Genomic DNA, 19,948 nt, shown 5'->3' with positions numbered 1-19,948 from the left:
TATACGCGTATGAAATTCAAAACGTAAGAGTGCATCGCAAAAAGGTCTAATATGAAGCGATATTCAGCATTAGCGCGCTAATGCTGCGATCTCGTAGGTGCCCATCTGCACAAGCTACCCCTTACCAAGGAGCTGAGGCGCTACAGTGGCTCGCCGTTGGTAATACGAAGCGCACCGTTGCAGTCTGTCGCAAATAAGCTACTTTTTGCGACAGACTGCAGGAAGTAGGCTTACCCGCGTAGGCCGAGTGTCGCATAAATCAGGTGCATACCATCGGCGCGCCTCGCCCTACGGGCCGCGATCATTTCGCGAGTGGACTGACATGGCAGCCGATCGGAGCAGCGTGCAGAAATAAAGCGGCTCAGCAAGAGTACACGAAAGAACTTTACGGGAACACTTGTCAACGTTTCGGGCTTCCCCATATCCTACATCAAGACTAACCTGCGGGGGCACAGGCGGGGAGGGGGATATGAAACTAGAGCACGAATATGCCCTTCTGGGGGGTATGAACCGAGCAAAGGTCGGTCGATACCTGAGCCTCGCCGCTGCCGGTATTTCGGCGCTCGTTATGTTGGGCCTACTAAACTTATGGGACGCGGCTAAAGCACTAGGCCTGCCGTCCAACATTCCTCCCGCCATATTGTCACTCATTGGCGCGGGGACGATTTTCACCGTCCTCTACTGGTTCCTCGATAATCACGCTTGGCGTTGGGCACCCTTGGGTGGTTGGCTGAAAGCGCCTGATTTGAGCGGTACCTGGGCGTGCGAAGGCTTAACGCTGAACCCCGATGGATCAACGCAATTTAGTTGGTCCGGCACGATCACAATCATTCAGAGCTGGGACAAAATAAGAGTTCGGCTCAAAACCCTGACCTCTGGCTCCAACAGCTTAGCGGCTGCACTGGTATGCGATGAAGCTGACGGGTTTCGGCTTCTCTACAACTACCGCAACGATCCAAAGGCAGGTCAACCTGAACTGCAGAGTCATCGCGGCTTCGCTGAGCTGGTGTTCTCGCATGATCGCCAGTCCGCGGAAGGCGAGTATTTCAACGGTCAAGGCCGTTTCACCTTTGGAACCATAAGACTTACTAAGGAAGCTCGCTGATGCCTCGTGACATTAACGCTCGCTTGGAAAACCTACGGGCCCGCCGAAAAGGCGTGGATGCGGTCAACAGCGGTCGGGTAACGGCGAACTTTGCCGAGGATGTACTCCGCAAAAGTGTTATCCAAGAGTCTTGGCAACGCCGGGCTACCTCGCAACCCTACACGCGCTATGCACTCGGCGCGATGCAAGCGGTGGACCCCGCTTACACCCAGAAAAGTAGAGACGAAGCGGAGCGTGTCGCCAAGCAACTTCGCGAGGGGCTGTCAGTATCGATCGAAACCCGGCTGCAGGGGTCGGTGCCGCTTGATGTTCATATTCGGGGGGTTAGCGATGTCGACCTGTTGGTGTTGCGAACCGGCTTTCATACTTATGTCACTTACGGTGCCCGTGCCTTGGCCGGGTACTATACTAACCCGACGAGCGAGACGTCGTTATCGACGCTGACTTCACTGCGGCGCGAAAGCGAGGATTTATTGAAGCGGCGATATTGGGGCGCGACCGTCGACTGCAGCGGGGGCAAATGCATCGCGCTCTCGGGTGGCTCATTTGAACGGCCTGTCGACGTGGTCCCGTCGCATTGGAACGATACGTATGCCTACCAGTCGTCGTTAGCTGAGCATGACCGCGGCGTCACGATCCTGAACAAGACAGTCCCGGAGACAATCGACAACCTTCCGTTCACACACATAAAGCGCGTGCACGATCGGGATACGGCTTATTACGGCGGTCTAAAAAAGGCGATCCGATTGGTGAAGAACGTCAAGAACGACGCTACCAACGACGCTACCGCTGCAAAGCTGCCAAGTTTCGACATTGCTGCGCTGATGTATCACGCTGATGAAACGGCTTTGAAGGCGGGCTACATCAATGAGCTTTATATTTTGAGGGAAGCGCAGCGCTTCTGCGATTGGTGCTATCGTAATAAGGATGAAGCGGGCAAGCTAATGACGCCGGACGGTTCGCGTGCCATTCTGAACAGCGAGGGCAAGCGGACGGGGTTACTTACGATTTCTACCGAGCTGGATGATTTGGCTCAGCAAGTCGCCCGTGAACAAGGACTCTATAGCTCGTCGCCAACTTGGAACGACATTTACTCGACGCTGGGGAACGCACGGGTTCCGGCTGCAGCTTAACTCGACTGGAAGGTGTGATCGAAGGCCTGTTCCTGAGGTCAGTGATCGGAAAATCATTGCAGTCGGCTAGTCGGGGTCGGTACATAGAACGGACCCAGATATACGCTAAGCGCCGTCAGCCCTGCGCGAGCGTCCGAAAACACCCGTTTGTCGCGCATCTGCGATGGCGACAGGGTTTTCCGTCATCCCTAGTACCTAGCGACGACTTTTGGGACAAAGCCGTCGTAGCAAGTCCAGCCACATCGCGACGATCTACGGGAAAGGCTGTCTGGCGCTCGGCGCCTTCGCGCGACGGCATAGTGATCGCTCCACCGCCGTCTAGAAAGGGATAAGCTATCGAAAGAGTCTGGGTGACATCGCCTAGCAAAACGATCGATTTCGCTATTGATTTCATCATGGTAGGCCGCTTGCATGACCGCATCCGATCGCGCCGAACAGAATCTGATCCTCCGCTGTCCGGAGCCGCTCAATGCGGAAACGCCCCCGGATAAACTGATCACGTCCTTCCTGACGCCGCAGGCGAACTTCTACATCCGCAGCCACGGACCTACGCCGGAACTGGCCGACGATCATCGTATAGCGCTGGACGGCTTAGTCGACCGCCCGCGCTCCTACACGGTTGCCGAACTTCAAACGGCATTTGCGACCCGGACAGTGACCGCGACCATGCAGTGCGCCGGCAATCGTCGGGCACATCTTCAAGACGTGGAAAAGACTTCGGGCGATCCCTGGGACGTGGGCGCGATCGGCAATGCGGCGTGGACCGGCGTCGCACTGTGCGACGTGCTCGCCGCAGCCGGCATCCAGGACGGCGCGTCGTTCGTCGGCACTACGGGGGCCGACAACGTGGATGTCGATGGTGAGACAGCACCGTTCGGTGCCTCGATCTCGATCGCCAAGGCGCTAGAGCCCGACGTGCTGATCGTCTGGGCCATGAATGGCGAGGCGCTGGCCCCCGAACATGGCGCACCGCTGCGGCTCGTCGTGCCGGGTTATGCGGGCGTTCGTAGCGCCAAGTGGCTGACGCGCATCGAGGTGCGCGATCGCCCGTCCGATGCGCCGATCCAGGCCAAGGACTACAAGCTCTTTCCGGCATCGGTAGCGAAGGAGGACGCGGACTGGGATCGGGGTCTGACTATCGAGGAGATGCCGCTCAATGCTGCGATCTGCGCGCCGGTGGACGGCGCGCATGTCAGCGCCGGCGCGTGCGAAATCGCGGGTTATGCGGTCGCCTTCGGCCGAGCGGTCTCGCGCGTCGAGGTCTCCGTCAATGGCGGCACCGACTGGCTGCAGGCGGAACTGACTGCAAAACCCGATGCGCCTTGGAGCTGGACGCAGTGGCACGTCACGGTCGATCTGTCTCCCGGACTCCACGTCCTGATCGTGCGCGCCGTTGACGGTGCCGGGCAGATGCAGCCCGAACGGCCCGAGGCGATCTGGAACTTCGCCGGCTATCTCTCGACTGCCTGGCATCGCATCGCCGTTACCGCTGGCTGATGGACGCGCCGCACGACGCCGATCGGGCCCATGCGAAGCTGGCGGAGAGCGCGAGCAAGCTGAAGGACAGCGCAGTCCAGCAGGTGGACAGCGCCGACCGTCGCACAGAGCTTGCCGCGGACCGCACAATCCTCGCCGGCGAACGCACCTATGCTGCCTGGGTACGTACCGGACTGGCGGCGCTCGCTTCCGGTATCGGCGCGCGCGCGCTGCTCAAGGACGTCGTGTTCCCGTGGCTGGCGACGGCGACCGGGACCATGCTGATCTTGTTCAGCGCCTTTTGCTTCGCCGCTGCGGTGTGGCGAGAGATGGGCGCAGGCGCCCCGCCGCCACGACCGGACATCAAGCGCCTGCCAGCGACGTTGCTCCTAGTGATGAACGGGTTTCTCATGCTCGTGTCACTGGCCGCGCTCGTCGGCATCTGGACGGCACGCTCGTAGCAGCCATCCCTAGGTTTGCTGCGAGCCGATCAGACCCCGCAGCGCATCCGCGGCTTTCGTGCGGTATCACCCCCTTGTGACGAAGCCCAAAAACGACGTGGGCCAAAGCCGATCGGTCCCGCATGCAGCGTACCCGGGGTCGGTACATAATAACGGGCTTAGATAGACGCTGCCGACTGCCCGGTCCGAGCATTTGCCCGACCAACATGCCCATTGACGGTTGGGGCAAACGTCTCATAGATCGACTTTGGCAATGGATTTCTGCCGGGCAATTTGGCCGAACCGCTCTGATAAGAGCTGATGATTCCTACTTGGCGCCTTCAGGCAGCAAGGAGGAATTGTGCGCGCTACCTTTCGCAATCTCGTCGGCACGCTGAACGTCGCGGCATTCATGCGCGATCGTCACGACCATGCGATCTCTGTCCTGCGCTGGGCGCTGATCTTGCTGCCCATGGCGGCACTCGTCGGGACGCTATGTGCGGCGTTCCTGCTGAGTCTCGATACCGTTACGCGACTGCGGTTTGCGTCGCCTTGGCTGCTCTATCTGCTGCCGGTGGGCGGGTTCGTTGTCGGATTACTGTACCATCTCACCGGGCGCTCGGTGGAGGGCGGCAACAACCTGATCGTGGAGCAGATCCACGAGCCTGGTGGCGGGGTGCCTCTGCGGATGGCGCCGCTCATCTTCTTCGGCACAGTGGTGACGCATCTTTTCGGTGGCTCGGCCGGACGTGAGGGCACCGCCGTCCAATTGGGCGGAAGCCTTGCCAGCGGTTTCGGCCGCGCGCTCCGCCTCGATGCGGGCGGCACGCGCATCCTGTTGATGACGGGTATCGCAGCCGGGTTCGGCGCGGTCTTCGGCACGCCGATCGCAGGCGCGGTCTTCGCGCTCGAAGTGCTGGCGATCGGCCGCGTCGAATACTCCGCGCTAGTGCCTTGCCTCGTTGCGGCGCTGGTCGGAGATTGGACGTGCCTCGCCTGGGGTATCCATCACGGTGTCTACCCGATCGGCGCGTCGATACCGGTCGATGCGCTGCTCGTGACGGAGGCAGGTGTTGCGGGGATCATATTCGGACTGGTTGGTCTGGCCTTCGCCGAAGCCAACCACCTGGTCGGGGGATGGCTCAAGCGGATTGTTCCCTATGGTCCGCTACGTCCAGTGATCGGCGGGGTCTTCGTTATCGCGCTCGTCTTCTTGTTCGGCACGCGCGACTATCTGGGCCTGGGTGTCCTGGCAGCGAGGCCCGACAGCCTTACCATCGCCAGCTTCTTCGGACCGGACACGCATCCGTGGAGTTGGGCGATCAAGCTCCTATTTACCGTCGTTACGCTCGGCGCGGGTTTCAAAGGCGGTGAAGTCACGCCGTTGTTCTTCATCGGCGCAGCGCTCGGTAACGCGCTGGCGCCTTTCTTGGGCGTGCCGACGGGCCTGTTCGCCGCGATCGGCTTTGTCGCGGTCTTTGCCGGGGCCGCCAATACCCCGCTCGCCTGCACCTTCATGGGAATCGAACTGTTCGGCGCCGGCTATGCGGTGCCGATCGCCGTCGCCTGTTTCGTGGCCTATCTCTGCTCGGGCCACAACGGCATCTACCTGTCGCAGCGCGTTGCGATACCCAAGGTGCCCGCGAACGGCCTTGCCCCCAATGCAACACTGCGCGAGACACGTACACGCTGCACAGCACTTCGCGCGCAGAACCGCGTGCCGTGAGTTGATGGGCCTAGCCTGATCCCCCCGATACGTCGGGCGCAGCCTTCGGATCGGGGTCTTGCGCCTTGCCCTTCGCGGCGCCCGGCTGCTTTGCGCTCATGGCGGTCAGATAAGCAACGATCGCCGGCACGTCAGCCTGTGCAACGGGAGCCTTGTAGACCTCGCGCATCTTGGTGACCTCCGCGGTCCACTGATCGGAAGAGAGTGGCGGCTGGTTCAGCGCCATGCTCGCCGAATGACACGAGGTGCAGTTGGCGTTGATGACGTCGGCATGCGGGCCGGCGGGATATTGGCCTTCGTCGGTCGGGAGATCGACCGTAGTGGACACCAGCGAGAAGCCGCGCGCCGAGACGCTTGGCGGCGGTGGTGCGGTCGGGGCGGCAGGCGGCGGGGCGACGCGGCTGTTCGGGGCACCGATCGCGAGCAGAAGAACGACGGTCGCGCCGACGAACCCGAACGACAGCGTGCCGATGGAAGGCGTTTTCATGGGGGAGCGCTCCTCAGCCGACGACGATGTTGGTGGTTTCGATGTTGCCGCGCATGAACCCGCCCGGGTTCCAGATCGGCGTCATCGGCTGCGCGATGCCGGCGGTGTTCCAGCAGCGCGACATCAGTCTGGTCGGACCCGCATGCGTGAGCGGCACCTGCGCGTCCCAGCGGCGGAAACTGTATTTGCCGTGATCGGGGCCGAGCGTCGTCTTGTACCAGGTCTTGCCGTTGTCGGTCGACACATCGACCTTGGCGACGCCGCAATCGCCGCCCATCGCAATGCCGCCCAGCGGGATCGACCGGTCGAACGCGATCGCCTGCCCTTCGTCGAGGCTCGTGACCCAACTGCGCGGGATCATCTTGTTGATCGGGACGGCCGGGAAATCCTTCTGGCCAGGCCGCACGTTCGCGCCTGGAGTGTCAGGGATCTTGTACGCCTTAGCCATCCAGTAACCGTCGTCGGGCGCGGCAAGCACCTCGATGTCGTTCAGCATCTTGACCCAATAGGTCGAATACCAGCCGGGTACGATTAGCCGGACCGGGAAGCCGTTGAGGAGCGGCATCTGTTCGCCGTTCATCCCGAAGGCGAGCATCACTTCGCCGTCGCGTGCGTGGTCGATCGACAGCGACTTGGCGAAATCCGGTGCGCCCGCAACCACCGGCTGGTCGAGCGCACCGAACCGTACCGCGACCGCGCCCGGCTTCACGCCGGCGATGTCGAGCACATCGCGCAGCCGCACGCCTAGCCATTTGGCGTTGCCCATCGCCCCGTGGCGCCACTGCGCGCCCGCGACGGGCGGCTGGAACAGCGCACGCGAATTGCCCGAGCATTGGTTGATCGCCGCCAGCTCGACGCGCGGCAGCTTCAGCAGTTGCGCGAGCGAGATCGACAGCGGCCGCGTGACCGCGCCGTGCACCTTGATCCGGAATGCCTCGACATCGATCGCGGTCGGAATGTCGGCCCAGTGCCAGCGGACGAAGAACTGGTCGTTCGGCGTAAAGACGTCGCCATTGAACACGCTCATCGGCGTTTCCAGCAGCGGCGGGTGGATCCGCTGGAGGATCATGCTGCCCTTGCCGGGGAACGCACTGGTCATCGGCCGTTCCGATGGGCCACCCGGCAGATGCAGGTCGACCATGCTCTGCGCCAGCGCGGGTGCGGCGATCAGCGCGCCGCTGCCGATCGCAGCCTCTGCGAGAAAGCGACGGCGGTTCGTCTCCTGCGCCAGTTTCATATCCAGGCTGTCCACCAACATTCTCCCGTTTCTGTCATGATCTGTATGCGCGACCTGTCCGCCGGTCTGCCCGGTACGGGTCGATCGGATGCGCCGGTTCGATCCGGCAGGACGATCAGTTCGGCCCTTTAATTGGCTTGGGCGATGCAGGGCGACACGAACAGGTTTCCGCGCCAGCCGCCTGCGACCGTCTTGGCGCCGACCAGCAGCCACATCGCGGCGAGTGCGATCGTGAGGACGGTGCCGACGATCCCGAAAAAGCCGAGCTGGAGCGTCGTGCTGAGCTTGAAGGTCGCGACCGTGTAGACGCCGAGCGGGAAGGTATAGCCCCACCACCCAAGGTTGAACGGAATGCCCGCGCGCCAGTAGCGGATCGTGATCAGCGTCGCGAGCGCCAGCCACCACAGGCCGAAGCCCCAGAGCAACAGCCCGGCGATCGTGCCGATTCCTTGCGCCACTGCGCCGATCTGGCCGAGGCCGTTGGCGGCGAGGATCGCGGGCGCGTCGCTACCGAGCACCAGCATCCCGAGCGCACCGGTGCCGATCGGACCGAGCGCGAGCCAGCTCGAGGCGGCCATGCTCTCGTGCGGCAGCTTGTGGAGAGCCATCCGCAGGATCAGGATCGCAAGAATGCCGAACGCGACCGGCACCGAATAGGCCCACAGGACATAGGAGGTCGCCAGCACAACGAACTGATGATGGGCGTCCGCCAGATGCGGTGCGAGCAGGCCTCCGCTCGCGCCTGCGACCTCGGCCGCGACCACTGGCAGGAGCCACACCGCGGTCATGCCGTCGAGCGAATGTTCGTGCCGGGTAAACATGAGGTAGGGGATCGCTACACCGCAGGCGAGCGACATCGCGACGTCGATCCACCACAATGTCTCGGCGATCGGGATCACGCCGGCGCCGAACCGCGGCAGGCCGAACGCCAGGAACCCGTTGATGATCGTCGCGAGGCCCATCGGGATCGTACCGATGAACATCGATACGGTGTTGTGCCCGAAGATCCGCCGCGCCTCGTGCCCGAACATGGTCCAGCGCGCGGTGTAGAGCCCGGCGAACAGCGTGAAGAGCGCGATGTTGAAATACCACAGTGCCTCGCCGACCGGGTGCAGCGATGCGCCGACCCCCGGAACCTGCGGCAAGGCCAGCGCGAGGATGCCGGTGCCCATCGTCGCGGCGAACCAGTTGGGGGTGAACTGCCGGATCATCTCGCGTGGAGAGTCGAGCCGGCTGAGCGGCTTCAGGCCATCGAGAACGGGTTTCAAATCGGCGGTCACTTGCCAGTCTCCTTGATGAGATCGGTCAGCGCATCGGCCGCCCGCGTTCGATACCGCTCTTTATGGCGCAGCGCGTAGAACGGACGCCGCGGCAGACCGAGCGGTAGATCGTGCAACGTGCCGGCCGCGATTGCAGGTGCGACGACATGCTGCGACAGCACCGCGACGCCCGCCCCGGCCTCGACCGCGCTACGTACCGCCTCGTTCGATGGTAGCATCAGCGCCACGGTGAGGTCCGACGGATCGACGCCGCGCTGGCGCAGCACCTCCTCGAACGACGAGCGCGTGCCCGATCCCTGCTCGCGGACGATCCAGCGTGCGGCGCGGATCCAGTCCTCGTCGATCGTGTCGGCTGCGCGGTCGCTTACCAGCACCATGCGGTCGTTCGCGACCGTCCAATGCGCGAGCGCGGGCTCGTCGATCACACCCTCGACGAAGCCAAGCTCGACTGCACCGTCGAGCACGCGCGCCGCGGCCCCTTCCGTGTTGTCGATCGCCAGTTCTATCGTGATGGACGGGTAGCGCGCATGAAACGCCGCCAGCTGGCGGGGTAGCCAATAGCCCGCGATCGTCTGGCTCGCGACCAGCCGCAGTGTGCCGCGCTCCAGTCCGGCATATTCGGCCAATGCAAGTTCTGCACTGGCAGCACGGCCAAGCACTGCGCGTGCGTCGACCAGAAACATACGGCCCGCTTCGGACAGTTCGATCCCACGGCCGACCCGGTGGAACAGCGGCACGCCGTGCCGCGCTTCTAGCGCGGCGATGGCAGCGCTTGCGGCCGACTGCGTCACATTGAGCGCTTCGGCAGCGCGCGTCATGTGCTCGCGCTCTGCGACACCGACGAAAATCCTGAGTTGTTCCAGGGTCATGCCCGATCTCCTTGCCCCAATGATAGGGAACGGAGATCAATCGCACCAACCAAAGATTACGGTCATTCCAATCAGATATACCGATCGGTCATTTCAGAATGTCGATAACCGCCTCACGTTCATCGACCAGTTCGGCAATCGTGCGATCAAGCATCGTTCGCTGGAATGGATCGAGGATCAGTCCTTCGATACGCACATAGCCACCGCTTTTGCAGAGCACCGGCACGCCGCACACCAGCCCTTGCGGGATACCGTAGGAGCCGTCTGACACCACGCCCATCGACACCCAATTGTCGCCTGCGCCGTGCACCCAATCGCGCAGATGGTCGATCGCCGCATTTGCGGCCGATGCGGCCGAGGACGCACCCCGTGCATCGATGATCGCGGTGCCGCGCTGCGCAACGGTGGGGATCAGGGTCTCGCGGTACCAGGCCTCGTTTCCGATACGGTCGGCAAGCTTTTGGCCATCGAGTTCGGCATTCCCCCAGTCGGCAAACATCGTCGGCGAATGGTTTCCCCAGACGACGAGCTTTGTAATCGCATCGACACCGACACCCGCTTTGGCCGCAAGCTGTCCCTGCGCGCGATTGTGATCGAGGCGGATCATCGACGTGATGTTTTCGGCAGGGAAACCCGGCGCGCTTTGCGCAAGGATCCAGGCATTTGTGTTGGCGGGATTGCCGACGACCAGGATCTTGGCGTCGCGTTTGGCCACTGCGTCCAGCGCTGCGCCCTGCGTCTTGAAGATCGCTGCGTTGGCAGCGAGCAAATCACGGCGCTCCATGCCCTTCGAGCGGGGACGAGACCCGACCAGCATGGCCGCATCGATGTCCTTGAAAGCCACCATCGGATCATCAGTAATGATCACATCTGCCAGCAGCGGAAACGCGCAATCCTCCAGTTCCATGACCACGCCGCGTACTGCGTCCAGCGCCTGCGGCACGTCGAGCAGTTGAAGGATAACGGGCTGGTCCGGTCCGAACACGTCACCCTGCGCGACCCGGAAGAGCAGCGAATAGCAAATTTGTCCTGCGGCACCGCTGATCGCGATCCTGACGGGGGGCTTGGTCATTTTGGAAAGGGCTTTCGTTGGAAGATTACAGACGGTGTGAGACCGATTAACGCGCCGCCAGGGCAAGCGCCGCATCGCGCCCGGATGGCACCAGATTGGCGAGACCTTTTCCTGATCTTACGGCACCAGGAACGTAGATCAGGCTTTGCGCATCCGTACTGATCGGGATCGTCGACACGGTGGTGTACGTCAGCGTGTCGATCCCAGCGACCTTGTTGGTTCCGGCCAGGCTGGCATAGATCCTCGTACCATCGCCCGACGGCCAAACCGCACTCGGAGCCGCTTGTAGCGGGACGGTTGCCACAGCCTCCAGGCTGTCGGTTCTATAGACCTTGATTGCAGGTTGATCGCCGCCAACGCTGACATAGGCAAAGGAATCGTCTGCGCGCTGGGCGAAGTTGACCGCGCCCGTCGCTGGACCAGTGTTTATCACTTCGTGTACCGCAAACGGCGGTTTGGCAGCAAAGACCGTGGTCGTGCCGCTCTCGCGGCGTGTTGCCCAGATCTGTTTGCCATCTGGCGAGACCGCGATTGCTCCCGCACCTGCACCGTTGCTGGCAACGTGTCCGACGACGCGCCGATCCTCGACGTCGACAACCAGGATGGACGGCCTTTCAGTAAGCGATACAAAGGCATAGCGTCCGTTTGGCGACAGGATGGTCGCGCCCGCTCCGCCACTTGCTGGTACGCGGGTGATCTCCCGCGCGGTCTTAGGATCCACGACCGCGATGGCATGTTCATCGCCGAGCGAAACCCAGAGTTCGTGCCCATTGGGCGTAAACGCGACGGCGGTAGGCGACGTCTGGAACACGGTCCGGCCTCGTTCCGTGTTCGTGGCCAGATCTACGAGCGTCACACTGTGCTGCGCTGATGCCGATACCGCCAGGGTCCGCCCGTCACGCGTTGCAGCCAGGTGCTGGACTCTGGGGCTGGAAAAGCTGGGCTCAGCTATCGCGCTTTTGGCGAGGTCGATGCGTCCCAGTTCGTTGCCCGCTGCAGGATCGATGACAACGATCTTCGTCGATGTAGGGTCAGACACATAGATCCGGTCATGATGGCTGAGGTCGATATCAGCCTTCGACCACGGTGCCTGAACCGCCTTGATATCGTAGGGAAAGTCGTCCGCCGCAGGTGCAGCCCAATAGGCCTGAGCGATCACCGGGACTGGCGCTACGGAGGCCAACATCGCGGCAACCAAAACGATCGCAGCTTTCATCGTTTGATCCTTATCGCGGATCCGGCGGGTGATCGTGCCAGTCCGATGCCGTTAGATCGACCGATATGTCCCCTGCGTCCAACGCATGGTCGCGATGGTTTCAATACGAAAACGCGATCATAGATCGCCTACCGTTCTTGTTAGATGATCAGAACAACCATGCTTATGCGTTGGATCGACGGCTGCGCCGCGATCATTACGCTGTCACGCTCGGCGTTGATCGCTCGCGTGTCATAAATGGGAACACTAAAGGCATGACGATGAAATTTCGCACGGCTTTGCTAACGGCGATAGCCGTGTCCGTATCGACGGGTGCTTTAGCGCAAACGGACGGTTTCGCGTCCGCAATGGATGCGGCGATGGCGCGGATGCACGGCGCGATGATGACCGGTTATTCGAGCGATCCCGATCGCGACTTCGCCAAAATGATGATCCCGCATCATCAGGGCGCGATCGACATGGCCGAAGTCGAACTGCGGTTCGGCAAGGATGAACGCCTGCGCCGGCTCGCCCAGGGAATCATCGTCGAACAGCGTCAGGAAATCGCGGTGATGCAGGGCATCCTATCCGAAGGCGGCGCGTTGCTGCCTCACACCGAACCGACCGCGACCGGTCACCCCCATCACGGAGACCGTCCATGAAGCGTTTTACCTTAACCGCCTGTGCTGCCCTGTCTTTTTCGGCCCCGGCATTTGCGCAGCAGGTACCGAACGCGACCCCCGACATCCCTGTTAGCGCGCACGACCGGTTCTACACTTCGGACCAGTTCTCCAACACCGTGTCGGTGATCGATCCGTCGACCAACACGCTGCTCGGCGTCATCAAGCTCGGCGACCAGACCCCGGCCAATCTCAGCCCGCTCTACAAGGGGCAGCTGCTCGTGCACGGCATGGGCTTCTCGCCCGATCGCAAGACGCTGGCGGTAATATCGATCGGCTCGAACTCGGTGACGTTCATCGACACTGCGACCAATGCCGTGAAGCACACGACCTATGTGGGCCGATCGCCGCACGAAGCGTTCTTCCGCCCCGACGGTCGCGAAGTCTGGGTCGCGGTGCGCGGCGAGGATTATATCCAGGTGCTCGACGGTAAGACCTTCGCGCCGACCACGCGCATCCCCGTTCCTAATGGCCCCGGCATGACGATCTTTTCGCCAAACGGGAAATACGGTTACGTCTGTTCGAGCTTCTCGCCCGAGACAGTTGTGATCGACACCGCCTCGAAGAAGATCGTCGGTCGCGTCAAGCAGGCGAGCCCGTTCTGCCCTGACATCGCCGCGACGCCCGACGGTAAGCAGGTCTGGTTGACGCTCAAGGACGTCGGCAAGGTCATGGTGTTCGACGCCAAGCCACCCTTCGCAGTGCTCAAGACGTTCGATACCGGCGCGATCACCAACCACGTCAATATCGCCCGCAATAAGAATGGCCAGTTCGCCTTTGTGACGGTCGGCACCGAGAATGTCGTGAAGGTGTTCCGCACCACTGACTTCGTGCAGGTGGCGAGCATCCCGGTCGGCGCGCTCCCGCACGGCCTATGGCCGTCGGGCGACGGCACGCGGATGTATGTCGGGCTGGAGAACGCCGATGCGGTCGCGGCGATCGACACAGCAAGCAACACCGTCATCGCGACGATTCCAATCGGTCAGGGGCCGCAAGGCGTGGCATATGTTCCCGGCGCGGTGCCGGTAGGCGATGGCCGTGCAAACCTGGTGCCGCTCGCGCAGGCCGGCATGAAGATCCAGCTGACTCTATCCGGGACTGGGCGCAGCCAGGTCACGCTGTTCGATCAAGGCCAGGTCCAGATTTTGCAGGCGGCGGTTGCGGGCCTCAGCCCAAAGATGCCCTATGTCCTTGGATTATCCTCCCACGCTGACGGCAGCGGCGTGATCCAGCCTCTGGCGAAGTTCATGACCAATCCGGCGGGCGGCGCGATAGTAAACACGCTCGGACCGCTCCGCCAGATCGTCAGCGACGCGAAAGGCGACATGCGCCGTTACCTCGTCATTGCTCCGGGCGACCCGATGATGCCGGGCGCTGTCGTTCAGGTGCAAAAATGAGGATTCCGGTGAAACCTGCGCCCCGCTGTCCGTGTCCGGTATATTCGGCATGACGCTGGGCTAGGTCGACACGACGTCTCGAGAGTGTCGGAAAGCACTTGTTTGTCGCACAATGGTGATTACGACTGGGTTTTCTACATATCGGGCCGCTGAATGCCGACAATGGGAAGGAAAGCGGACTGGCTGCTTTAGAGAGGGCAGGTGCGCTCCACTACCTGGTGCACTTCCATTTCGTCGCAGCAGGATGCCTTTACGCCTAGCTCATTACAGGCCCCGATCCGGCGCCGCATCGGCCTTCCGTGCCTGCCCGCCTGATAGTGCTGGGGGTCGCCGTCGTGATCCACTCGATCATGTCGCAGCTGCTCTACGCCGGGCTGTTCGTCGCCATATCCGTGCCGGTTGAACAGTTTCGCCGCGGTGCGGAGCTGATGTCAGTACATGGCGCCCAACTCGCCGGAATGGGTCTGCGATGCGGCATGTTCTGGGTCAAAATCGAAGCCCGGCTTAAGCGAGACCGGTAGGACGAAGCGTTTGCTGCGTGCCGGCTGGTCAGCTTTCTCCAAACAACTCACGTTGCGCCTTGTCCAATTCCTCTGCGTAGCGGCGTCGCGCATAGCTCTCGGAGAGGATGCCGAGAACTGCCCCGTCGCTTCCAACTACCGCCAGTTCGTCCGCACCTTCGGTATCGAACGTAGTCATGACGCTTCTGATGTCTGAATCCGGCGTAAGGGCGAGACCCGTGTGGATCGCCAGCGACCCGATCGGTGCCTTCTGATCGACCTCTTCGGCAAATGCACTGGCAGTCTGTACGATACCGCCATAATTTTCGTGGTCATCGACTAGTAGGACCCGACTTGTGGAACCAAGCGGAAACGCCCGACGAAACTCGGCGATCGTCGTGTTGCACGGCGTAGCCCTTTCGACACGTCGCATCATCTTGCCCGCTGTAAGCGTTCTGACCCAGCCGACATCGCGGGCGCTTTTGATGGTTTCGCCCCGGAGATGCAGGCGCCACGTAGAAAAGGAATAGCCGAACAGCTCGCGGACGATGGTGGACGAGACCAGCGATGCTGCAATGGCCGCGCCGGCAAGGGAGAAGTCGTGGGTCGCCTCAAGGACTAGCATCGCCATCGTCATCGGCCCGCCAACTACGGCGACCGCTAATGCGGCCATCCCCACCAGGGCCGCATTGTGCGGGTCGATCACAGGCGATCCGACAATCCATTCGAGTGAACCAGCAAACAGGTGACCCAGCAGGCTGCCCAAGAACAAGGATGCGAAGAACAGGCCACCGCGGAAGCCAAAGCCAAGTGAGATGATGGAGGCCGCGCACTTGACGACGAAGATGGCGGCGAGGAAGCGCAGCGATACCTCGGCTTCAAGATTGAGGTGGAGGGCGCCGTGACCAGCAGAGAGAATTTGCGGCGTGAGCATCGCCAGAGGGATGAGCAGAAGACCGCCCAATATCGGCCGGCAAATCGAGGGTATCGGCAGTTTGCGTGTAGCTGCTTCCATCTCCGCAACAGCCCGCATCAGCAGTATACCAGCGCCAGCGGCACAGGCCCCAAGACCGGCGTAGAGAAGGTAGTGGAACGTCTCGATCTGTTCGCCTGCATTAGCCGCAACCAGATACGGTTGAGCACCAAACGCCTGCGCCACAAGGACACTCGCCAGGCACGCCGCAGCGACAGGTGCCAGCGCTGATATCGTATAGGCCCCGATTACGATCTCAAAGGCATAGAAGGCCCCAGCTAATGGAGCCCCGAATGCACCTGCGATGGCGGCGCCCGTTCCGGCGCCGACCAAGATGCGCAGATCGGACCTGCGTAACGCAAACCAGTTGCCGCTGAGCGAGGCGACGAGCCCTCCCAACTGCGCATACGCCGCCTCAAGCCCCACAGACGCACCGAAGCCGTTGGAAAGGATCGTTTGCCCGGAGATAACGAGGCTGTCGGACCATGACATGCGACCACCATGAAGGGCGTTCGCCTCTACAGCGTCGACCATCCGGCGCCGGCGAGCATGAGTAACCCAAGAGAAGAGTGCGAGGACGGCTCCACCAGCCGGCAGGGCAAGTAGAGCAAGGTAAGGGATCGTCGTGGCCGCACTCAGCCTTTCATCCGGCGACAAGGCATAAAGCAGATGCTGCATCGCCTGTGCGAGCGTACCCTGGACGACACTGAGCAATCCGGCTGCACTGCCGATCATGATGGCCAGCACGATGAGTGCAGCTTCGCTGGATCGAAAAGCTTTACGGAGCCACGATGGCGCCACCCGACCAGATCCAGGTGGACTAGCTGCGCTATCGATCAGTGGCGCTGAAGCCATGTCAGTCGGCGTCCTGCATCAAGGTTGCAAACAGGGCTGCGGCGAGAACGGCGCTCGAAAGCCACATCACAATCGACAGCGTCCAAGACGTCGCCAGTCCAGCTGCCGTGATTGTTGCAAGCAGTAGGACGATGAGAACGGGCATGGCTGCCCGCGAGTGGAAAAAACGCATGAAGCCGCCTACGCCTGCTACATCTGCGGTGCCACAACCTTCCGAGCCGCCCGGTACGCTTCCTCGCCACGGACGCCATTCAGTATCTTCGAACGCCTGCGGCTTGGCCATGCTGCCCATCAACAGTACCCGGCGATCAGTGCAGTGGCCAAGTCCACATCACTAGAGGCGTACCAACCAAGACCACCAGAACCGATAGTGGTGCGCCCAGCCGGGCGTAATCGCTGAAGCGGTAGCCCCCAGGACCAAAAACCAAGGTGTTACACTGATGCCCAATCGGCGTCAGGAAATCGCATCCTGCCCCGATAGCGGTCCCGATGAGGAAGGCTTCGGGGCGATATCCGAGGTCATGCGCGAACACCGCCGCGATTGGCGCCATCACCAAGACCGTCGCGGCATTGTTGAGAAACGGCGTCACAGCCATCGCCGCTACGAGGATCAGGGCGACCGCGCCCCATGGCGGCAAGGAGGCCGCCAGATGGGCAAGCGAGGTCGCGAGTACATCCGACGCGCCGGTGGTGCGCAGGGTTTCACTGACCGGAATGAGCGCGCCCAGCATGATGAGAATTGGCCATTCGACGCCATCATAGGCATCTCGCAGCGGTAGCGCTCCGGTCGCCATCATTAGACCGGCAGCGGCGAAGAAGGCGACGGCCACAGGCACATAGCCGGTCGCGGTTACGGTCATCGCCACCGCGAGGATGATAAGTGGTAGGAAGCGACGCTTCGAACTTCCCAGACGCAGGGCACGCTCTGCCAGCGGCAGCGTACCGAGGTCACGCATGCGTTCCGGCAAGAGTGTGAGGGGTCCTTGAAGAACAATGACATCGCCGGCGCGCAAGACGGTCTCGCTGAGCTGCTTGGTCAGCCGTTTGCCGGCGCGCGATACCGCGATGAGATTGACGCCATAGCGTTGCTGAAGCCGCAGTCGTCCAGCGGACTGGCGGACCAACACGGAGCCGGTGGTGATGACCGCCTCAATGACGCCAACCTCATCATCTTCGCTGCCTTCCGGTAGGTCACGATGCTGTCCGGCAAGTGCTAGGTGGTCACCCGCAATGACACGCTCAAGCGTATCCGGGTCACCGCCCAAGATCAGCGTGTCGCCGGCAGCCAGAAGGAACTCGGCCGTAATGCTCGTGCGCACATCGTCACGGACAACATTGGCGATCGTCACCTCATTATCATGACGGTCGATGAAGGACTCAACCGTTTCGCCGACAGCGGGCGATCCGTCTTGGATGGTCGCCTCAGTGACATAGTCCGTGATGTTTAGAGCTTCGCCCATGGTCGGCGCTGCGCGGCGTTCCCTGGGCAGGAGGCGGTAGCCGAAACGCAGGAAAATGAGGCCGACCACAAGCAGGCCCAGCCCCGTTGGCAGATAATCGAACATGCCGAACGGCTCACCGGTCATCTGCTCTCGTACTCTGCTGACAATAATATTCGGCGACGTACCAACGAGGGTCATCAACCCGCCAAGGAGCGAAGCGAACGACATCGGCATCAGGAACACCGAGGGGCTAGTGTCCGATTTCTTCGCCGTCTGCACGGCTGCCGGCATCAGCATAGCCAAGGCACCGACGTTCTTTACGAGCCCGGACGATACCCCGACTGCCGTAGTCAGCACCACGAGTTGCGACCGGACGCGTGTCACGCGCCGCGCCAGTATCCCGAGCGCGCTCTCGATTAGGCCGGAACGCTGCATTGCCGATGAGATCACCAGCGCCGATCCAACGATGATAACGATGTCATCGGAAAAGCCAGTAAATGCCGCTTTGGGCTTCACCAATCCCAGCGACAGCCCGGCAAGCAGGGCGATGATGGCCGTGACATCATAGCGAAATCGGCCCCAAAGAAAGAGGCCCATCATGCCAATCAGCAGGCCAATCGACATAAGTTGCGGCGTGGTCATGCAAGCAGAATCCGTAAAATGGCGATAGTCACGCCGGTTATTGCAGCCAAATCCCAACGAGTGCCGCCAAGACGGCAATCGCTAGGAAGCCGTTCACAGAGATCAGCAACCAAGCCGGCAGTCGCTGAGTGTCGGGCCGCGGTGGGGCGATAGGAATCATTTCACGCCAGACCGCTGCAACGAAGCAGAAGCCGCTGAACAGGATCAGGACGGTTGCGGTCGCACCGGCAAGCCAGCCGGGCACGATGTTCTCAAGCAATGCGCGGGCGCCAATTCCTGCGGCTAGAGCGGCAAGCCCGGTACGGACCCAGGCTGCGTAGGTGCGCTCCGCTGCCATGACTGTTCGATCGGCAGCAAGCTCCGTGCGCCGATCGGCGCTATCTGCTTGCTGCTTGGCGCTATGCTCCAACCGGTCCGCACCGTGAACGAATGGGCCGTTGAAATCACGGGTCAATGACAGTCGTTCGTTGGCCATGGATGATCAACGATACCCACACGCTTTCAGCACATCGAATGTTAAAAAGGATCATGCCGAATAAGTTATCGAGGTTAGCAGATCCCCCGCCTTCACAGGTGTCAAAACCGGCTGGTTGCGGCACGAAACCTTTCTCGAAAACGATCCAGACCGTGCGAAAACTCCAACCCCGAATGTAGCGTACTAATATAGCTGCGTGTCGGTTGCCAGGTGATTGGCTATCTTGCGTCGCAGCCATATCTGGCGACGTTATGTTTCGAGCATCACGTCTGTATCGGGGGCGGCGGTGAGTTTTCGCACGGTCTGGATCGAATTTCGGGAATGTCCGGGTTGGGCAGGAAAGCGGAACGGCGGCTTTCGGGAAGGTGCTGGCGATGGCCGACATTCTGTGGCGCTGCCTCCTTTTACAGGAGTATCTATCGTTACATTCACACGCTCGGCGGTCTGCTACGATCGAACTCCATTTTGAAGATTCCGTCAGACCTCAAAACATAGGTGCAATGATGCCAATCTTCCTGACTCTCTTTAAGCATGTCACGCCTTAGGGCGGATAGAGCATCATTGACGGATCGGTTCATGGTTCTCTCACCTTCCACCCCCTCAACAAGCTTACCGTTGCACACGACATCGTAGCGCCTCTGTATCCAGTCGTCATGAACTTCTGCCACGATCCATACTTCGGATACAGAAGCCGCTAGCATTGGAGCAATTGCGAGGGCGATGCTCTCCAGCTGACGGCTACTTTCCATTTCTGCATTTACCTCCGATGCCAGATTATATCAGCGTAATCGCTTTTGCGATCCATTTTACCGCGCTTGCCCATTGGCCGTAACTAGACAGCTTTACCAATCCCGAGCGCCCCGATTGCAACTCATGTCTGGAAAGTTCCCCATAATCCCACTGAACGAATGACTACTACCGGGACTCCGAATTACTAACCCGAGCGTCCGGGTGTGGGCGTTCT

At 61.4% G+C, this 19,948-nt stretch carries 18 protein-coding genes and 1 riboswitch; of the genes, 8 read left to right on the top strand and 10 right to left on the bottom strand.

Annotation, left to right across the window (positions count from 1 at the left end; all coding sequences use genetic code 11):
* Positions 1-469 precede the first annotated feature (469 nt).
* From C8J39_RS17995 to C8J39_RS17975, 5 genes are all read left to right on the top strand, one after another.
* Entirely contained in the window at positions 470-1,105 is a 636-nt protein-coding gene (locus C8J39_RS17995; RefSeq protein WP_120301699.1) for a hypothetical protein, read from the top strand.
* Positions 1,105-2,238 carry a hypothetical protein gene (locus C8J39_RS17990; protein ID WP_120301698.1) on the top strand — a complete coding sequence of 378 codons (1,134 nt, stop codon included), beginning with the start codon at positions 1,105-1,107 and terminating at the stop codon, positions 2,236-2,238. The genes C8J39_RS17995 and C8J39_RS17990 overlap by 1 nt, the downstream gene beginning before the upstream one ends.
* Before the next feature lie 411 nt (positions 2,239-2,649).
* Complete coding sequence (locus C8J39_RS17985; protein ID WP_055843150.1) at positions 2,650-3,735, top strand: sulfite oxidase; 1,086 nt, start codon at positions 2,650-2,652, stop codon at positions 3,733-3,735.
* Complete coding sequence (locus C8J39_RS17980; protein ID WP_051916165.1) at positions 3,735-4,175, top strand: YidH family protein; 441 nt, start codon at positions 3,735-3,737, stop codon at positions 4,173-4,175. The genes C8J39_RS17985 and C8J39_RS17980 overlap by 1 nt, the downstream gene beginning before the upstream one ends.
* Before the next feature lie 240 nt (positions 4,176-4,415).
* Positions 4,416-4,492: riboswitch (Fluoride riboswitch) on the top strand.
* A gap of 23 nt (positions 4,493-4,515) precedes the next feature.
* A complete protein-coding gene (locus C8J39_RS17975) occupies positions 4,516-5,880 on the top strand; it encodes a voltage-gated chloride channel family protein (RefSeq protein ID WP_056476202.1) in 1,365 nt (454 codons plus the stop codon).
* A 10-nt stretch (positions 5,881-5,890) separates the two neighbouring features.
* Here C8J39_RS17975 and C8J39_RS17970 read toward each other — a convergent pair whose 3' ends face one another.
* The 6 genes from C8J39_RS17970 to C8J39_RS17945 form a co-directional block, all read right to left on the bottom strand.
* A complete protein-coding gene (locus C8J39_RS17970; protein WP_056019371.1) occupies positions 5,891-6,367 on the bottom strand; it encodes a hypothetical protein in 477 nt (158 codons plus the stop codon).
* 13 nt (positions 6,368-6,380) lie between these two features.
* Positions 6,381-7,625, bottom strand: a complete 1,245-nt coding sequence (locus C8J39_RS17965; protein ID WP_197977952.1) for a molybdopterin-dependent oxidoreductase — start codon at positions 7,623-7,625, stop codon at positions 6,381-6,383.
* A gap of 107 nt (positions 7,626-7,732) precedes the next feature.
* Positions 7,733-8,884, bottom strand: coding sequence for a TDT family transporter (locus C8J39_RS17960; RefSeq protein WP_055843147.1), 1,152 nt, complete (start codon positions 8,882-8,884; stop codon positions 7,733-7,735).
* A complete protein-coding gene (locus C8J39_RS17955; RefSeq protein ID WP_031439132.1) occupies positions 8,881-9,753 on the bottom strand; it encodes a LysR substrate-binding domain-containing protein in 873 nt (290 codons plus the stop codon). Before C8J39_RS17955 ends, C8J39_RS17960 begins: the two co-directional genes overlap by 4 nt.
* An 88-nt stretch (positions 9,754-9,841) precedes the next feature.
* Positions 9,842-10,825, bottom strand: a complete 984-nt coding sequence (locus C8J39_RS17950; protein ID WP_120301697.1) for a malate dehydrogenase — start codon at positions 10,823-10,825, stop codon at positions 9,842-9,844.
* A 46-nt stretch (positions 10,826-10,871) separates the two neighbouring features.
* Positions 10,872-12,041, bottom strand: coding sequence for a YncE family protein (locus C8J39_RS17945; RefSeq protein ID WP_056056388.1), 1,170 nt, complete (start codon positions 12,039-12,041; stop codon positions 10,872-10,874).
* A 65-nt stretch (positions 12,042-12,106) separates the two neighbouring features.
* Here C8J39_RS17945 and C8J39_RS17940 point away from each other — a divergent pair, with 65 nt between their 5' ends.
* From C8J39_RS17940 to C8J39_RS17930, 3 genes are all read left to right on the top strand, one after another.
* Positions 12,107-12,682 (top strand): DUF305 domain-containing protein, encoded by a 576-nt coding sequence (locus C8J39_RS17940; protein ID WP_236698803.1) that lies wholly within the window; start codon positions 12,107-12,109, stop codon positions 12,680-12,682.
* Entirely contained in the window at positions 12,679-14,097 is a 1,419-nt protein-coding gene (locus tag C8J39_RS17935) for a YncE family protein (protein ID WP_056056390.1), read from the top strand. The genes C8J39_RS17940 and C8J39_RS17935 overlap by 4 nt, the downstream gene beginning before the upstream one ends.
* 299 nt (positions 14,098-14,396) lie before the next feature.
* Positions 14,397-14,618 carry a hypothetical protein gene (locus C8J39_RS17930; protein ID WP_056019259.1) on the top strand — a complete coding sequence of 74 codons (222 nt, stop codon included), beginning with the start codon at positions 14,397-14,399 and terminating at the stop codon, positions 14,616-14,618.
* Between the two features lie 28 nt (positions 14,619-14,646).
* Here the strand turns inward: C8J39_RS17930 and C8J39_RS17925 are convergent, their stop codons facing one another.
* The 4 genes from C8J39_RS17925 to C8J39_RS17915 form a co-directional block, all read right to left on the bottom strand.
* Entirely contained in the window at positions 14,647-16,305 is a 1,659-nt protein-coding gene (locus C8J39_RS17925) for a chloride channel protein (protein ID WP_243693493.1), read from the bottom strand.
* A 121-nt stretch (positions 16,306-16,426) separates the two neighbouring features.
* Positions 16,427-16,708, bottom strand: a complete 282-nt coding sequence (locus tag C8J39_RS18570) for a hypothetical protein (protein ID WP_132833781.1) — start codon at positions 16,706-16,708, stop codon at positions 16,427-16,429.
* 25 nt (positions 16,709-16,733) lie between these two features.
* Positions 16,734-18,509 (bottom strand): SLC13 family permease, encoded by a 1,776-nt coding sequence (locus C8J39_RS17920; protein ID WP_056019265.1) that lies wholly within the window; start codon positions 18,507-18,509, stop codon positions 16,734-16,736.
* Between the two features lie 37 nt (positions 18,510-18,546).
* Positions 18,547-18,984, bottom strand: a complete 438-nt coding sequence (locus tag C8J39_RS17915) for a DUF202 domain-containing protein (RefSeq protein ID WP_056019268.1) — start codon at positions 18,982-18,984, stop codon at positions 18,547-18,549.
* Positions 18,985-19,948: the final 964 nt, after the last annotated feature.

Origin of the sequence: Sphingomonas sp. PP-CC-1A-547 (assembly GCF_003610375.1) — a bacterium.
Classification (GTDB): Bacteria; Pseudomonadota; Alphaproteobacteria; order Sphingomonadales; family Sphingomonadaceae; genus Sphingomonas.
Note: the sequence above shows the minus strand (reverse complement) of the source record. Positions and strands in the feature narration are given on the sequence as shown.

Coding starts and splice junctions, on each gene's coding strand:
- C8J39_RS17995 (WP_120301699.1), top strand. CDS start 470: ATGAAACTAGAGCACGAATATGCCCTTCTGGGGGGTATGAACCGAGCA.
- C8J39_RS17990 (WP_120301698.1), top strand. CDS start 1,105: ATGCCTCGTGACATTAACGCTCGCTTGGAAAACCTACGGGCCCGCCGA.
- C8J39_RS17985 (WP_055843150.1), top strand. CDS start 2,650: ATGACCGCATCCGATCGCGCCGAACAGAATCTGATCCTCCGCTGTCCG.
- C8J39_RS17980 (WP_051916165.1), top strand. CDS start 3,735: ATGGACGCGCCGCACGACGCCGATCGGGCCCATGCGAAGCTGGCGGAG.
- C8J39_RS17970 (WP_056019371.1), bottom strand. CDS start 6,367: ATGAAAACGCCTTCCATCGGCACGCTGTCGTTCGGGTTCGTCGGCGCG.
- C8J39_RS17965 (WP_197977952.1), bottom strand. CDS start 7,625: ATGTTGGTGGACAGCCTGGATATGAAACTGGCGCAGGAGACGAACCGC.
- C8J39_RS17955 (WP_031439132.1), bottom strand. CDS start 9,753: ATGACCCTGGAACAACTCAGGATTTTCGTCGGTGTCGCAGAGCGCGAG.
- C8J39_RS17950 (WP_120301697.1), bottom strand. CDS start 10,825: ATGACCAAGCCCCCCGTCAGGATCGCGATCAGCGGTGCCGCAGGACAA.
- C8J39_RS17945 (WP_056056388.1), bottom strand. CDS start 12,041: ATGAAAGCTGCGATCGTTTTGGTTGCCGCGATGTTGGCCTCCGTAGCG.
- C8J39_RS17940 (WP_236698803.1), top strand. CDS start 12,107: ATGTCCCCTGCGTCCAACGCATGGTCGCGATGGTTTCAATACGAAAAC.
- C8J39_RS17935 (WP_056056390.1), top strand. CDS start 12,679: ATGAAGCGTTTTACCTTAACCGCCTGTGCTGCCCTGTCTTTTTCGGCC.
- C8J39_RS17925 (WP_243693493.1), bottom strand. CDS start 16,305: ATGATCGGCAGTGCAGCCGGATTGCTCAGTGTCGTCCAGGGTACGCTC.
- C8J39_RS18570 (WP_132833781.1), bottom strand. CDS start 16,708: ATGGCCAAGCCGCAGGCGTTCGAAGATACTGAATGGCGTCCGTGGCGA.
- C8J39_RS17920 (WP_056019265.1), bottom strand. CDS start 18,509: ATGACCACGCCGCAACTTATGTCGATTGGCCTGCTGATTGGCATGATG.
- C8J39_RS17915 (WP_056019268.1), bottom strand. CDS start 18,984: ATGGCCAACGAACGACTGTCATTGACCCGTGATTTCAACGGCCCATTC.